Raw genomic sequence first — 15,036 nt, 5'->3', positions numbered from 1 at the left:
TTAAAAGCTTTTATTAGCCTTTAGGACGCTTCGCACCGTACTTAGAACGACCTTGTCTACGCTCAGATACGCCAGCGCAATCTAATGCACCACGAACTGTGTGATAACGCACACCAGGTAAATCTTTTACACGACCACCACGGATTAAAATTACCGAGTGCTCTTGTAGGTTATGACCTTCACCACCAATGTAGGAAGCAACTTCATAACCATTCGTTAAACGTACACGCGCAACTTTACGCAGAGCAGAGTTTGGCTTTTTAGGGGTTGTTGTATAAACACGCGTACAAACACCACGACGCTGAGGACATGCCTGTAACGCTGCAACGTTTGAAACTTTACGCTTATCTTTACGCGGCTTACGCACCAACTGGTTAATAGTAGCCATTAATATTCTCCAAATTTGAGATTAACTCTTACATATACGAAAGTGCAGGCCTGGTAAATTACCAGACCCACAAATTAGGAAAGAGGATTTTAGAGACCTAAAGTCAATAAGTCAAGCATTAACTACTTGAATTTATTTAAATTAGGCTTCAACCCCTTCACCTTCATTTACTGTTTCAACAACAGATTCTTCTGGTTGCTGAACATCCCCAGACTCAGTTGCACCCATAAATGCTTGCAACTCAACCTGTGATTTTTCGCTCGCCGCTTTTCGCGCTTGGTGATAGGCAAAACCTGTACCAGCTGGAATCAGACGACCAACAATTACGTTCTCTTTCAAACCAACCAAGGTATCACGTTTACCACTTACCGCAGCTTCGGTTAATACACGAGTTGTTTCTTGGAAGGACGCTGCTGAGATAAATGATTCAGTTGCAAGTGAAGCTTTAGTGATACCAAGAAGAACACGTTCATAACTTGCTTCCACTTTACCTTCTTCACGAGCCTTTTCATTTAACTCTAATACTTTAGCGTACTCAGTTTGCTCACCTTTGATCAAACCAGTATCACCTGAAGATTTAACTTCAACTTTTCTTAGCATTTGACGAACAATTGTTTCGATGTGTTTATCGTTGATTTTTACACCTTGTAAACGGTAAACATCCTGCACTTCGTCAACAATGTATTCTGCTAATTTTTCAATACCTAATAATCGTAGGATGTCGTGTGGATTTGGATTACCATCTACAACCACATCACCACGCTCAACACGCTCACCTTCAAAGACTGAAACCGTACGCCATTTAGGGATAAGTGCTTCATATTGTTCACCACTATCTTGAGTGATGACTAAACGCTGCTTACCTTTTGTTTCTTTACCGAAACCTACCACACCAGATACTTCTGCCATGATTGAAGGCTCTTTTGGTTGACGCGCTTCAAACAAGTCAGCGACTCGAGGTAGACCCCCGGTAATATCTTTGTTCTTCGATGACGCTTGCGGAATACGTGCTAATACGTCACCGGCACCAACCTTGCTACCTTCTTGAACAACAACAATACTGTTTTCTGGTAGGTAGTAAAGTGCTGGAGTCTGAGTACCGGTAAAGCAAATAGCTTCACCCGCCTCATCAACCAATGCGATATAAGGACGTGTCTCTTTAACTGAAGACATACGCTCTTTAGCATCTTTAACAACACGAGTTGTTAAACCAGTCAACTCATCGACACGTTCTTCTACCGTACCTTCGAAGTTACCGAATGCAATGCTACCAGCCGCTTCCGTGATAACTGGGTGAGTATGCGGATCCCATTGAGCAAGAATATCGCCTGCAGTAATTGAACCACCATCACTTACATTAAGTGTGGTTCCGTATGCAATCTTATAACGCTCTTGTTCACGACCCGCTTCATCAATCACCGATACCTCACCAGAACGTGAAGTGACGATAATTTGGTTATCAGAGTTCTTAATCGCTTTTAGGTTATCCCACTTGATCTTACCAGCATGCTTAACCTCAATTTGGCTTTGCGCTGCAGAACCAGATGCCGTACCACCGATATGGAACGTACGCATGGTTAACTGAGTACCCGGCTCACCGATTGACTGAGCAGCCATAACACCAACGGCTTCACCCATATTCACCAAGTGTCCACGCGCCAAATCACGACCATAACACTGCTGACAGATACCAAACTTAGTTTCACAAGTCATTGGAGAACGAACATCTACGTGATCAACACCACTTTCATCGATTTGATTCGCAACTTTTTCATCGATCAACTGTCCTTTCGCAACAATTAATTCACCTGACTGAGATACGACATCTTGATTTGTGATACGACCTAATACACGATCTTTCAAAGACTCGATGATATCACCACCTTCAACATGGGCTGTCATACGAATACCAGAATCTGTACCGCAATCATGTTCAGTCACAACCACATCCTGAGCAACATCAACTAGACGACGCGTCAGGTAACCAGAGTTAGCTGTTTTAAGCGCTGTATCCGCCAAACCTTTACGCGCACCGTGTGTAGAGATGAAGTACTGAAGTACGTTCAAACCTTCACGGAAGTTTGCTGTAATCGGTGTCTCGATGATAGAACCATCTGGTTTTGCCATAAGACCACGCATACCACCAAGCTGACGCATCTGTGCTACCGATCCACGAGCACCAGAGTCGGCCATCATGTAAACAGAGTTGAATGAGGTTTGCTGAACTTCGTTTCCTTCTGCATCTGTAACAGTTTCAAACTGTAACTCTTCCATCATCGACTTGGTAACAAGTTCATTGGTGTGAGACCAAATATCAACAACTTTGTTGTAGCGCTCACCTTCAGTTACCAAACCTTGAGAGAACTGACCTTGAATCTCTTCAACCTGAGCTTCTGCACGTTCGATGATTCCAGCCTTTGAATCAGGAATCAACATATCATCCGAACAGAAAGATAGGCCTGCTAATGTCGACCATTTGAAACCAGCGTACATTAGTTGGTCAGCAAAAATTACCGTTTCTTTAGGACCTAAAACACGGTAACAAGTATTTAATACCGTACTGATATTTTTCTTGGTTAGATTTAAGTTCAATAAATCATAACTTAACCCTTTAGGCAGGATTCTAGAAAGCAACGCACGACCAGCCGTAGTATCTACAATACGGCTTGATACACTTTCAACACCTTCATCATCAATTACGGTTTCAACAATACGTAATTTGATCTTAGTGTGTAAATGCACTGTTTTAGCGTCAATTGCACGCTGAACTTCTTGCCAGTTAGCAAAGGCCTTACCTTCACCGATAGAGTTGATACGCTCACGAGTGATGTAATACAAACCTAATACAACGTCCTGAGAAGGAACGATGATAGGATCACCATTAGCTGGTGATAACAAGTTGTTTGTAGACATCATCAATGTACGTGCTTCAAGCTGAGCTTCTAATGACAATGGTACGTGTACCGCCATTTGGTCACCATCGAAGTCGGCGTTGAATGCAGAACATACTAACGGGTGTAGGTTGATCGCTTTACCTTCGATCAATACCGGTTCAAACGCCTGGATACCTAAACGGTGAAGTGTTGGAGCACGGTTCAACAGAACCGGATGCTCACGGATTACTTCATCAAGAACATCCCACACCTCTGGAAGTCCTTGCTCTACCATTTTCTTAGCCGCTTTGATTGTTGGAGCAACACCACGCTTCTGAAGCTTGCTGAAGATAAACGGCTTGAACAGTTCAAGAGCCATCTTCTTAGGAAGACCACACTGATGCAGACGTAGAGATGGACCAACTACGATTACAGAACGACCAGAATAGTCAACACGCTTACCAAGTAAGTTCTGACGGAAACGACCTTGCTTACCTTTAATCATGTCTGCAAGAGATTTAAGCTGACGCTTGTTCGTCCCAGTTACAGCACGTCCACGACGACCGTTATCCAATAGAGAGTCCACTGACTCTTGCAACATACGTTTTTCGTTACGTACGATGATATCTGGAGCCATCAAATCTAATAGACGTTTTAAACGGTTGTTACGGTTGATTACACGACGGTATAAATCGTTTAAGTCCGAAGTTGCAAAACGACCACCGTCAAGAGGTACTAAAGGACGTAACTCAGGCGGTAATACAGGAAGTACATCTAAAATCATCCATTCAGGCTTATTACCTGACTGAACAAAAGACTCAATTAATTTAAGACGCTTAGAAATCTTCTTCTGCTTTGTTTCAGAATTAGTACTATCGATTTCAACACGTAGACGCTCTGCTTCACCTTCCAAATCGATAGCCTGAAGCATTTTCTTGATTGCTTCAGCACCCATTTGAGCTTCAAACTCGTCACCGTGCTCATCCATAGCATCAAGGTATTCTTCTTCAGTCAGCAACTGCCAAGGTTCAAGTGGAGTTAAGCCTGGATCAACAACCATGAACGCTTCAAAGTAAAGAACCGCTTCAATCTCTTTTAATGTCATATCCAACATCAAACCGATACGTGATGGTAGAGACTTCAAGAACCAGATATGTGCAACAGAAGTGGCAAGATCAATATGACCCATACGCTCACGACGTACTTTTGATTGAGTTACCTCAACACCACACTTCTCACAAATTACACCACGGTGCTTAAGACGCTTGTATTTACCACACAAACATTCAAAATCACGAATCGGCCCAAAGATTTTTGCACAGAAAAGACCGTCACGTTCTGGCTTGAACGTACGATAGTTAATTGTCTCAGGCTTTTTTACTTCGCCATAAGACCAAGAACGGATTTTCTCTGGTGAAGCAAGTGATACCTTAATCGCATCAAAGTCACTTGATACGTTTTGTTTTTTTAGAAATCCTAATAAATCTTTCATTTAGTCTTGCTCCAACTCAATATCAATACCTAAAGCACGAATCTCTTTACGTAATACGCTGAATGATTCAGGCATGCCAGGTTCCATATACTCATTACCATCTACAATGTTTTTATACATTCTAGTACGACCATTCAAGTCATCCGACTTAACTGTTAGCATTTCTTGAAGGGTAAATGCCGCACCATATGCTTCAAGTGCCCACACCTCCATCTCACCGAAACGCTGTCCACCGAACTGAGCTTTACCACCTAATGGCTGCTGAGTTACAAGGCTATAAGGACCTGTAGAACGAGCATGCATTTTGTCATCAACCAAGTGGTTAAGTTTCAAGTAATACATGTATCCAACAGTTACTGGACGGTCGAATTCCTCACCAGTCAAACCATCAAACAATTTCATTTGTCCTGATTCCGGTAGGTCGGCCAGCTTAAGCAGCGACTTGATTTGCGCTTCTGAAACACCATCAAATACCGCTGAAGCCAATGGAACACCTTTCTTAAGGTTTCCTGCCAACTCAATAATCTCATTATCGCTAAACTGTGATAAATCAACTGATTGACCTTGAGTTTCGTTGTAGATCTTATCCAAGAATGCACGAATCTCTGCGATTTCCGCCTGCTGCTGTAGCATAGCGTTAATCTTAGTACCAAGACCTTCAGCCGCTAAACCTAAGTGAACTTCCAAAATCTGACCGACGTTCATACGTGAAGGTACACCAAGTGGGTTAAGACAGATATCTACTGGACGTCCAGTTTCATCATAAGGCATGTCTTCAACAGGACAAATACGTGAGATAACACCTTTGTTCCCGTGGCGACCAGCCATCTTATCACCAGGCTGAATACGACGCTTGATTGCAACATAAACCTTAACCATCTTAGAAACACCAGGAGCTAAATCATCACCTTGAGTCAGCTTCTTACGCTTCTCTTCAAACATTTCATTGAATGCTTTACGGCTATCTTTTAGCTGCGCTTCAAGCATTTCCAACTGGTGCATAACATCAGCGTCATCAACGTTCAATGAGAACCACTTAGATGATTCGATACCGGCAAGGAAAGCTTCGTCGACTTTAGTTCCATCAACTAACTTTTTGCCATTCAACATCTCTTTGATACGGCCTAAAGTATCTGCCTCAAGAATGATGTACTGCTCATCGATATCTTTTCTTACTTTCGCCAATTCTTCTTCTTGAATCGCTAATGCACGAGAATCTTTCTGAATACCTTCACGAGTAAACACCTGAACATCAATTACTGTTCCTTCAATACCTTTAGTAACACGTAATGAAGTATCTTTAACATCAGATGCTTTTTCACCAAAGATAGCACGTAATAGTTTTTCTTCTGGAGTTAACTGAGTTTCACCTTTAGGTGTAACCTTACCTACAAGGATATCGCCCTGCTTAACTTCAGCACCTACGTGAACAATCCCGCACTCATCTAAACGCGCTAATGCAGACTCACCCACGTTAGGAATATCAGCCGTAATTTCTTCAGGCCCTAACTTGGTATCACGCGCTAAACAAGTCAGCTCTTCGATATGAATAGTTGTATAACGGTCTTCCTGAACAACACGCTCAGAAACCAGGATTGAATCCTCAAAGTTATAACCATTCCATGGCATGAATGCGATACGCATGTTCTGACCAAGAGCCAACTCACCTAAATCTGTAGATGGGCCATCAGCCATAACATCACCACGTACAACTACATCACCCGCTTTAACGATCGGTTTCTGGTTGATACAAGTGTTTTGGTTTGAACGCTGGTATTTAACAAGGTTGTAGATATCTACACCTGATTCACCATCTTTAATCTCATCAGCGTTAACACGAACAACAATACGAGCCGCATCTGAAGAAAGTACTTCACCACCACGTTCAGCAACAACCGTTACCCCAGAATCGATGGCAACTGTTTTTTCAATACCTGTACCGACTAACGGCTTATCAGCACGTAAAGTAGGAACAGCCTGACGTTGCATGTTGGCACCCATAAGTGCACGGTTAGCATCATCGTGCTCAAGGAACGGGATCAAAGATGCCGCAACTGAAACGATCTGCTTAGGCGAAACGTCCATGTAATTGATATCAGCAGATGAAGACAATGTGAATTCGTTCTGATGACGTGCTGAAATCAGGTTATCAACAAATCTACCGTTTTCATCTACGTTTGCACTCGCCTGAGCGATTACATACTGCGCTTCATCGATTGCAGAAACATATTCAACTTCATCCGTAACCTGTCCATTAACCACTTTACGATATGGTGTCTCTAGGAAACCATACTCGTTGGTTTTAGCATAGATAGCTAGGGTGTTGATCAAACCGATGTTTGGTCCTTCAGGAGTTTCGATAGGACATACTCGACCGTAATGAGTTGGGTGAACATCACGCACCTCAAACCCTGCACGTTCACGAGTAAGACCACCTGGCCCTAATGCCGATACACGACGCTTGTGAGTAACTTCTGAAAGCGGGTTAACCTGATCCATAAACTGTGAAAGCTGACTTGAACCAAAGAACTCTTTAATCGCAGCTGAAACTGGTTTCGCGTTGATTAAGTCTTGTGGTAAAAGACCATCTGTTTCAGCTTGGTTTAATCGCTCTTTAACCGCACGCTCAACACGTACAAGACCTACACGGAAAGCATTCTCTGCCATCTCTCCAACCGCACGGATACGACGGTTTCCAAGCGTATCGATATCATCAACGGTACTTAGACCATTACGAATATTAATCAACTCACGTAACACATCGATAATATCTTCTTTTTCAAGAACAACATTACCTTCATTGGTTTTACGACCTAAACGACGGTTCAGCTTCATACGACCAACAGCTGATAGATCGTAACGACTATCATCGAAGAACAAGCTATTGAATAATGCTTCTGACGATTCTTTTGTTGGTGGCTCACCAGGACGCATCATACGGTAAATTTCAATCTGAGCTTCCAACTGTGACGTGGTGCTATCAAGATTTAATGTATCTGAAATATATGGTCCATTTTCTAGCTCATCAATATAAAGAACTTTGATTTCACATTTAGAAATCAGAGATAATCTTTCAATCAAATCCGCTGTGATAACTTCATTAGTACGAGCAACTAATTCACCAGATTCTTTATCAACAACACCTGAAGCTAAAACTTTACCTAAAAGGTATTCTGGAGAAACGATTACAGACTTAATACCCGCTTCTGTGATTTGCTTAACTGTACGAGCAGTAATTTTCTTACCGGCTTCAACAATTTTCTGGCCATCATGTTCGATATCGAATACCGCTGTTTGCCCTTTTAACTGCTCAGCAACCAACTGTAACTCAAAACCTTTTTTAGTTAACTTGATGGTATTTGATTCTAGGAAACTAGAAAGGATATCTTCATTCGAATACCCCATAGCACGTAATAGCACGGATACCGGTAATTTACGACGACGGTCAATACGAGTAAACAGACAGTCATTGTGATCGAATTCGAAATCTAACCATGAACCACGGTAAGGGATGATACGTGCATTGAATAACAACTTACCAGACGAGTGAGATTTACCCTTATCGTTATCAAAGATAACACCAGGTGAACGGTGAAGCTGAGTAACGATTACACGCTCTGTACCATTGATAACAAAAGTACCGTTATCCGTCATCAGAGGGATATCGCCTAAATAGACTTCTTGCTCTTTAACATCTTTTACAGGACGCTTTCCAGCAGGAGCATCTTTATCAAACAATACAAGACGCATTTTCACACGTAAAGGAGCAGCATAAGTCACACCACGCTGTTTACACTCCTTCACATCAAATTCTGGCTGACCCATATGGTAGCTAACATACTCAAGATCCGCTGTACCAGCTACACCATGAATCGGAAATACAGAACTAAATGCAGAATGCAGACCAACTTGAGCACGCTCAGCAGGCTTTTTCTCCATTTGTAAAAAATCGTGGAAAGAGCCTTTTTGCAAAGATAGCAAGTAAGGTACTTCAAGAATAGATGGGCGAGTTGCAAAATCTTTACGAACTCGTTTCTTTTCAGTTAAAGAATAGGTCATCGTTTACCTCGACGATAAGATTGTCAATAGAACAATAAGCATTGTTCGGTAATGCATAAAACTGTGTCAACTCGTTTAAATATCTAACACACTTTTACACACTTCTAAAACACGAAAAGGCCGGCGCAAAAACGCCAGCCATTTCATGCTGTGGATCAGCTATAAAAGTTAAATTACTTAACTTCTACTTCGATACCAGCTTCTTTTAGCTCGTTAGCTAATGCTTCAGCTTCTTCTTTAGAAACACCTTCTTTCAAAGTGAAAGGAGCGCTTTCTACAGCTTCTTTAGCTTCTTTAAGACCTAAACCAGTAGCTCCACGAACCGCTTTGATAGCTGCTACTTTGTTAGCACCAGCACCAGTTAGGATTACGTCGAATTCAGTTTGCTCTTCAGCAGCCGCACCAGCATCGCCAGCAGGACCAGAAGCAACCATAGCTGCCGCTGATACACCAAATTTCTCTTCCATTGCAGAAACTAATTCTACAACTTCCATTACAGACATAGCTGCAACTGCTTCTAAAATATCATTTTGTGATACAGACATTTGAAATCTCCAAATATATAAAAAGGGTTAAACGTTTTTACGTTTGTAAAATTAAGCTGCTTCCGCTTCTTTTTGTTCTTTGACCGCTGCAAGGGCACGAGCCAACTTAGCAACAGGTTCTTTCATAACAAATAGAAGTTTAGCAACAGCTTCATCGTAAGTAGGTAGAGCGGCAACAGCTGCTAACTGACTAGCATCCATCACACCTTCACCGATAGACAATGAATTAACAATCAATGCATCATTAGTCTTAGCGAAGTCCTTGAAAACACGAGCAGCATTACCTAGTTCTTCACCAGAGAATGCAAACACTAGAGGACCAGTAAAAGTCTCAGCCATGTCTTCAAATTTAGTGCCAGCTACAGCGCGACGTGCAAGTGTGTTTTTAACAACACGAACTTTAACGTTTGCGGCACGAGCTTTAGCACGTAAATCGGTCATTTGCTCTACAGTCAACCCACGATATTCAGCAGTTACCATTGAACCCGCTTCAGCAATAACAGCAGAAACTTCTTCAACAACTAGCTTTTTATCTTCGATATTGAGTGCCATATAACCTCCAAACAGTACGATGTAAACATCGCACTCTTCCATCTACGTAGGCTTAAATCTATTAAGAATGTATGTTTTACATTCGCCTACGGTCTGCGATGGGCACTCACATCAAACCCTAAAGGATTCATGGAGACCCAATTCGCAAATAATGCCTGCACCTTAACAGGTGCAACCATCATTATAGTGATGACTGATCAACTACTAGGCCTGGACCCATTGTAGATGAAATAGTCACTTTCTTAACGTAAGTACCTTTAGCTGAAGCTGGTTTAGCTTTCACTAAGTCTTCCATTAAGGCATTTAAGTTTTCTTTAAGCTTGTCAGCATCAAACGCAACAGTACCGATTGCAGCATGGATAATACCTGCTTTATCTGCACGGAAACGAACCTGACCAGCTTTAGCGTTTTTGATAGCACCAACTACATCTGGTGTAACAGTACCTGTCTTAGGGTTAGGCATAAGACCACGTGGACCTAAAACCTGACCTAACATACCAACAACACGCATAGCATCTGGAGACGCGATAACAACGTCAAAATCCATCATACCTTTTTTGATTTCGTCAGCTAGCTCATCCATACCAACAAATTCAGCACCTGCTTCTTTTGCTGCAGCTTGGTTAGCTTCACCAGTAAATACCGCTACACGCACATCTTTACCAGTACCGTTAGGCATAACAGTCGCACCACGTACAACCTGGTCAGATTTACGAGGATCAATACCTAGGCGGATTGAAACATCAACAGACTCAGTGAACTTAGAAGTTGCTAAATCTTTGATTAAGTTAATACCTTCAACGATATCGTAAGAAGCGTTACGATCTACGCGATCAGCCCATGCTTTTTGTTTTTTAGTTAGTTTTGCCATTTTATCAACCCTCTACCACTAAGCCCATTGAACGCGCAGAACCAGCAATAATGTTTACCGCTGCATCCAAATCATTTGCATTCAAATCATTCATCTTAGTGTTAGCAATCTCTTCTAATTGCGCACGAGTAACAGTACCAACTTTATTTACGTTTGGAACTGCAGAACCACTAGTAATACCAGCTGCTTTCTTCAAAAGAATTGATGCTGGAGGTGTCTTAGTGATGAACGTGAAGCTCTTATCACTGAAAACAGTAATTACTACTGGAATCGGCATCTTAGCTTCCATGCTTTGAGTTTGAGCATTGAACGCTTTACAGAATTCCATGATGTTAACACCGTGCTGACCTAGAGCAGGACCAACCGGAGGACTAGGGTTTGCAGCACCAGCAGGTACTTGCAACTTGATATAGGCTTGAATCTTCTTAGCCATGACTTTCTCCTATTTGGGTAATAACGCCGTTAAGCTCCCCAAGGTTAAAAAATATTAAATCTTCTCTACCTGAGTAAACTCAAGCTCAACTGGAGTTGAACGACCAAAGATTAATACCGATACTTGTAATTTGTTTTTGTCGTAATCCACACCCTCGATAACCGCTTCAAATTCTTTGAAAGGACCATCGACAACTCGAACCATTTCACCTGGCTCGTAAATGACTTTTGGACGTGGTTTATCAACACTTGTCTCTACACGCTGCAGAATTCGATCGACTTCTTTTTGAGAAATCGGTGCTGGGCGATCACTAGTACCACCGATGAAACCCATTACTTGAGGAACACTTTTAACCAAGTGCCATGAATCCTCATTCATCTCCATCTGTACTAAAACATAACCAGGGAAGAATTTACGTTCACTAGTACGCTTTTTACCATCTCGAATTTCAACAACTTCTTCTGATGGAACTAAAATCTCACCAAAAGAATCTTCAAGACCTGCACGCTCGACATATTCTGCCAGCGCTTTTTTTACTTTATTTTCATACCCTGAATAAGCATGTACGACATACCATCTTTGAGCCATCTTAACCACCTTGTCCTGTTAACAATTGAACTGCCCATAAAAAGAACATGTCAACTAACCACAAAAAGATACCCATTAAAATAACAACCACAAAGACAATCAACGTCATCTGCACTGTTTCAGGACGCGTAGGCCAAACAACCTGACGCACTTCTCGCTTAGCAAGAGATAGGTAATGAAACCAACTTCTACCGACAGTGGTTTGATACAGGATAAACACAGCAATCGCCGCACCCGCAACAACCCCTAATACACGAACTACTGGATGCATTTCTTGAAAAATGTAATATCCAACTAAAGAACCTACCAATACCAATAAAGACAAGACCATCTTTACCGTATCTAACGAGTTCGAGTTACCTTGGTTTTCTAATTCTTTACTCATATACCTATCAGCTAAATTGAAAACGACCCGCATTTAGAAAAATGCAGGTCGTTTGGAATATGGCAGGGGTAGAGAGATTCGAACTCCCAACACCCGGATTTGGAATCCGGTGCTCTACCAATTGGAGCTATACCCCTGGAGTGTGTCACAAAAAAAGGGGATTATATACCCCTTTTTTTGCTATAGCAAGTGCTATTTGTATTTAAAATTATTCAATAATTTTAGCAACAACACCTGCACCAACTGTACGTCCACCTTCACGGATTGCAAAACGTAGACCGTCTGACATCGCGATTGGGTTGATTAACTCTACAGTCATTTGTACGTTATCACCAGGCATTACCATTTCAACACCTGCTGGTAGCTCACAAGCACCAGTTACGTCAGTTGTACGGAAGTAGAACTGTGGACGGTAACCGTTGAAGAATGGAGTGTGACGTCCACCTTCGTCTTTACCTAATACATATACTTCAGCTTCGAACTTAGTATGTGGCTTAACAGTACCTTTGTGTGCTAGAACTTGTCCACGCTCGATGTCTTCACGCTTAGTACCACGTAATAGGATACCAACGTTATCACCAGCTTCACCTTGGTCTAGAAGCTTACGGAACATTTCAACACCAGTTACTGTTGTTGTTTGAGTAGGACGAATACCAACGATTTCGATCTCTTCACCCACTTTTACAACACCCGTTTCAACACGACCAGTTGCAACCGTACCACGACCCTGGATTGAGAAGATATCTTCTACAGGCATTAGGAATGGCTTGTCTGTTTCACGAGTAGGCTCAGGGATATAAGTATCTAGAGCTTCGATTAGACGACCGATTGATGGTTCACCGATTTCAGACTGGTCACCTTCGATTGCTTTAAGTGCAGAACCCATGATTACTGGAGTGTCGTCACCTGGGAATTCGTACATATCTAGAAGTTCACGAACTTCCATTTCTACTAATTCCATTAGCTCTTCATCATCAACCATGTCAGCTTTGTTTAGGTATACAACGATGTATGGTACACCAACCTGACGTGATAATAGGATGTGCTCACGAGTCTGTGGCATTGGTCCATCAGCCGCTGAACAAACCAGGATTGCGCCATCCATCTGTGCAGCACCAGTGATCATGTTTTTAACATAGTCAGCGTGGCCTGGGCAGTCTACGTGTGCGTAGTGACGAGTTTCTGATTCGTACTCAACGTGTGCTGTTGAGATTGTAATCCCACGCTCACGCTCTTCTGGTGCGTTATCGATTGAAGCGTAGTCTTTTACGTCTCCACCGAATTTCTTACCTTGTACAATTGTTAATGCCGCAGTTAGAGTTGTCTTACCATGGTCAACGTGACCGATAGTACCAACGTTTACGTGCGGTTTCGAGCGTTCAAACTTTTCTTTTGCCATGATGCAAACTCCGTAATAGCGACCCATGCACAAGGCATAAATACACCAATGATTAAAAACTGGAGCTCTCATCCAGGATCGAACTGGAGACCTCATCCTTACCATGGATGCGCTCTACCTACTGAGCTATGAGAGCAAATTAAAAAGGCCCTCTCCATCAATCTGAATTAACAAACTAACAAAGAGAGCCTTTGAAATATGGAGCGGGTAAGGAGAATCGAACTCCTCTCATCGGCTTGGAAGGCCGAGGTAATAGCCAATATACGATACCCGCAAATATGGTGGAGGGTGGTGGATTCGAACCACCGAAGGCTGAGCCAGCAGATTTACAGTCTGCCCCCTTTGGCCGCTCGGGAAACCCTCCAAATTGTGAGTGCGTATTCTATAGATTTATTAACACCTGTCAACACTAAATTTAACAAATATTTAAATTAAATAAATCCACAAAAACCACCCACACCTATTTCCAACTCAACTTTTGAGCAATAAATATTAACAATCAACAAGTTAATTGTAAACAGGCATCTAAAGCATTCGTATCGTTTTTATAAAAAAGTAGGAAATTTATTTTCCACTCTCTGCAAGCACAGCTAGTTTATGGCTTGTTTTCCACCTATAAAATTCAAATCTTTTTATAATACGACCATACAAATATTCCCTCAGGTTCAATAATCATGCAAACTTTTTGTCAAATCGACAACTTTTCTATTCTCTACCAAGACGATTATCTTGTTGCCATCCATAAACCGGCAGGTCTTTTAGTCCATCGCTCACCCATTGATAAACATGAAACTCAGTTTGCGGTACAAATCACCCGTGACTTGATCGGTCAGAAGGTATATCCGATTCACCGATTAGACAAAGCGACTTCAGGTCTTCTATTGTTTGCCCTTGATCCTGCCAGCGCCAGGCATTTAAGTGACCAATTCATGCAACATGATATCCAAAAGACCTACCAAGCCATTTGCAGAGGCTGGGGCAATGAATCTGGCTATATCGACCATGCACTGAAATATAAACGTGACAAGATTGCGGAGAAACTAAAACGTGAGCAGCTTGAACCACAATCGGCTGAAACCGCTTATTCGACCCTCGCCACCACTTCGGTCGACTTTACGATTGGTCGATATGAGCAACAACGTTACTCATTAATAGAACTTAAACCCAAAACCGGGCGTAAACACCAATTACGTCGCCACATGAACCATATCCACCACCCCATCATCGGTGATGTTAAATATGGCGACCGTCACCACAATCATTTCTTCAATGAGTGGCTGGGACAACACCGTTTATATTTAGCCGCGACACAATTGGAGTTCATCCACCCCAACAGCAATCAACCGATTATCATTGAATGCCCTCTTGAATCTAGTTTTCAATACGCTTTAGAAAAGTTAAATTTCTAACCCACCAGGCCTGGTAAGATACCTCTACGATTTTAGACATTA

Annotated in this window: 11 protein-coding genes and 4 tRNA genes; 1 reads left to right on the top strand and 14 read right to left on the bottom strand. The window is 42.1% G+C overall.

Translation table 11 applies throughout. From position 1 onward, the window contains the following. Nucleotides 1-13 precede the first annotated feature (13 nt). From rpsL to L6421_RS01680, 14 genes are all read right to left on the bottom strand, one after another. Complete coding sequence (gene rpsL / locus L6421_RS01745; protein WP_237262257.1) at nucleotides 14-388, bottom strand: 30S ribosomal protein S12; 375 nt, start codon at nucleotides 386-388, stop codon at nucleotides 14-16. Nucleotides 389-529: 141 nt separating this feature from the next. Continuing rightward, on the bottom strand, nucleotides 530-4,753 hold the full coding sequence (gene rpoC / locus L6421_RS01740; protein WP_237262256.1) for a DNA-directed RNA polymerase subunit beta': 4,224 nt from the start codon (nucleotides 4,751-4,753) through the stop codon (nucleotides 530-532). Continuing rightward, nucleotides 4,754-8,812, bottom strand: coding sequence for a DNA-directed RNA polymerase subunit beta (gene rpoB / locus L6421_RS01735; protein ID WP_237262255.1), 4,059 nt, complete (start codon nucleotides 8,810-8,812; stop codon nucleotides 4,754-4,756). It lies immediately after the preceding gene. Between the two features lie 173 nt (nucleotides 8,813-8,985). Continuing rightward, a complete protein-coding gene (gene rplL, locus L6421_RS01730; protein WP_237262254.1) occupies nucleotides 8,986-9,357 on the bottom strand; it encodes a 50S ribosomal protein L7/L12 in 372 nt (123 codons plus the stop codon). Nucleotides 9,358-9,408: 51 nt separating this feature from the next. Beyond that, nucleotides 9,409-9,909, bottom strand: a complete 501-nt coding sequence (gene rplJ / locus L6421_RS01725) for a 50S ribosomal protein L10 (protein ID WP_237262253.1) — start codon at nucleotides 9,907-9,909, stop codon at nucleotides 9,409-9,411. A 181-nt stretch (nucleotides 9,910-10,090) separates the two neighbouring features. Then, the gene (rplA, locus tag L6421_RS01720) at nucleotides 10,091-10,780 is read right to left on the bottom strand and encodes a 50S ribosomal protein L1 (protein ID WP_237262252.1); all 690 of its coding nucleotides are present in this window, start codon (nucleotides 10,778-10,780) and stop codon (nucleotides 10,091-10,093) included. 4 nt (nucleotides 10,781-10,784) lie between these two features. Next, the gene (gene rplK / locus L6421_RS01715) at nucleotides 10,785-11,213 is read right to left on the bottom strand and encodes a 50S ribosomal protein L11 (protein ID WP_237262251.1); all 429 of its coding nucleotides are present in this window, start codon (nucleotides 11,211-11,213) and stop codon (nucleotides 10,785-10,787) included. A 54-nt stretch (nucleotides 11,214-11,267) separates the two neighbouring features. Continuing rightward, nucleotides 11,268-11,801: a transcription termination/antitermination protein NusG gene (gene nusG / locus L6421_RS01710; RefSeq protein ID WP_237262250.1), complete on the bottom strand. Its 534-nt coding sequence runs from the start codon at nucleotides 11,799-11,801 to the stop codon at nucleotides 11,268-11,270. Nucleotide 11,802: 1 nt separating this feature from the next. Further along, on the bottom strand, nucleotides 11,803-12,186 hold the full coding sequence (gene secE, locus L6421_RS01705) for a preprotein translocase subunit SecE (protein WP_237262249.1): 384 nt from the start codon (nucleotides 12,184-12,186) through the stop codon (nucleotides 11,803-11,805). A 60-nt stretch (nucleotides 12,187-12,246) separates the two neighbouring features. Beyond that, nucleotides 12,247-12,323: transfer RNA gene (locus L6421_RS01700), tRNA-Trp, on the bottom strand. 71 nt (nucleotides 12,324-12,394) lie between these two features. Next, nucleotides 12,395-13,585, bottom strand: coding sequence for an elongation factor Tu (tuf, locus tag L6421_RS01695; RefSeq protein ID WP_237262248.1), 1,191 nt, complete (start codon nucleotides 13,583-13,585; stop codon nucleotides 12,395-12,397). 60 nt (nucleotides 13,586-13,645) lie between these two features. Continuing rightward, nucleotides 13,646-13,721, bottom strand: a tRNA-Thr gene (locus L6421_RS01690). 63 nt (nucleotides 13,722-13,784) lie between these two features. Next, a tRNA-Gly gene (locus L6421_RS01685) sits at nucleotides 13,785-13,859 on the bottom strand. A 5-nt stretch (nucleotides 13,860-13,864) separates the two neighbouring features. Then, a tRNA-Tyr gene (locus L6421_RS01680) sits at nucleotides 13,865-13,949 on the bottom strand. 310 nt (nucleotides 13,950-14,259) lie between these two features. On the opposite strand from L6421_RS01680, the gene L6421_RS01675 reads away from it, so the two are divergent. Next, nucleotides 14,260-14,994: a pseudouridine synthase gene (locus L6421_RS01675; protein WP_237262247.1), complete on the top strand. Its 735-nt coding sequence runs from the start codon at nucleotides 14,260-14,262 to the stop codon at nucleotides 14,992-14,994. Nucleotides 14,995-15,036 lie beyond the last annotated feature (42 nt).

This window comes from Thiomicrorhabdus immobilis (genome assembly GCF_021654855.1).
Taxonomy (GTDB): Bacteria; Pseudomonadota; Gammaproteobacteria; order Thiomicrospirales; family Thiomicrospiraceae; genus Thiomicrorhabdus; species Thiomicrorhabdus immobilis.
The sequence above is the reverse complement of the archived record's forward strand: the minus strand, read 5'-3'. Positions and strand labels throughout refer to the sequence as shown.

Excerpts from the sequence above, each read along its gene's own strand:
- rpsL (WP_237262257.1), bottom strand. The coding sequence starts at position 388 with ATGGCTACTATTAACCAGTTGGTGCGTAAGCCGCGTAAAGATAAGCGT.
- rpoC (WP_237262256.1), bottom strand. The coding sequence starts at position 4,753 with ATGAAAGATTTATTAGGATTTCTAAAAAAACAAAACGTATCAAGTGAC.
- rpoB (WP_237262255.1), bottom strand. The coding sequence starts at position 8,812 with ATGACCTATTCTTTAACTGAAAAGAAACGAGTTCGTAAAGATTTTGCA.
- rplL (WP_237262254.1), bottom strand. The coding sequence starts at position 9,357 with ATGTCTGTATCACAAAATGATATTTTAGAAGCAGTTGCAGCTATGTCT.
- rplJ (WP_237262253.1), bottom strand. The coding sequence starts at position 9,909 with ATGGCACTCAATATCGAAGATAAAAAGCTAGTTGTTGAAGAAGTTTCT.
- rplA (WP_237262252.1), bottom strand. The coding sequence starts at position 10,780 with ATGGCAAAACTAACTAAAAAACAAAAAGCATGGGCTGATCGCGTAGAT.
- rplK (WP_237262251.1), bottom strand. The coding sequence starts at position 11,213 with ATGGCTAAGAAGATTCAAGCCTATATCAAGTTGCAAGTACCTGCTGGT.
- nusG (WP_237262250.1), bottom strand. The coding sequence starts at position 11,801 with ATGGCTCAAAGATGGTATGTCGTACATGCTTATTCAGGGTATGAAAAT.
- secE (WP_237262249.1), bottom strand. The coding sequence starts at position 12,186 with ATGAGTAAAGAATTAGAAAACCAAGGTAACTCGAACTCGTTAGATACG.
- tuf (WP_237262248.1), bottom strand. The coding sequence starts at position 13,585 with ATGGCAAAAGAAAAGTTTGAACGCTCGAAACCGCACGTAAACGTTGGT.
- L6421_RS01675 (WP_237262247.1), top strand. The coding sequence starts at position 14,260 with ATGCAAACTTTTTGTCAAATCGACAACTTTTCTATTCTCTACCAAGAC.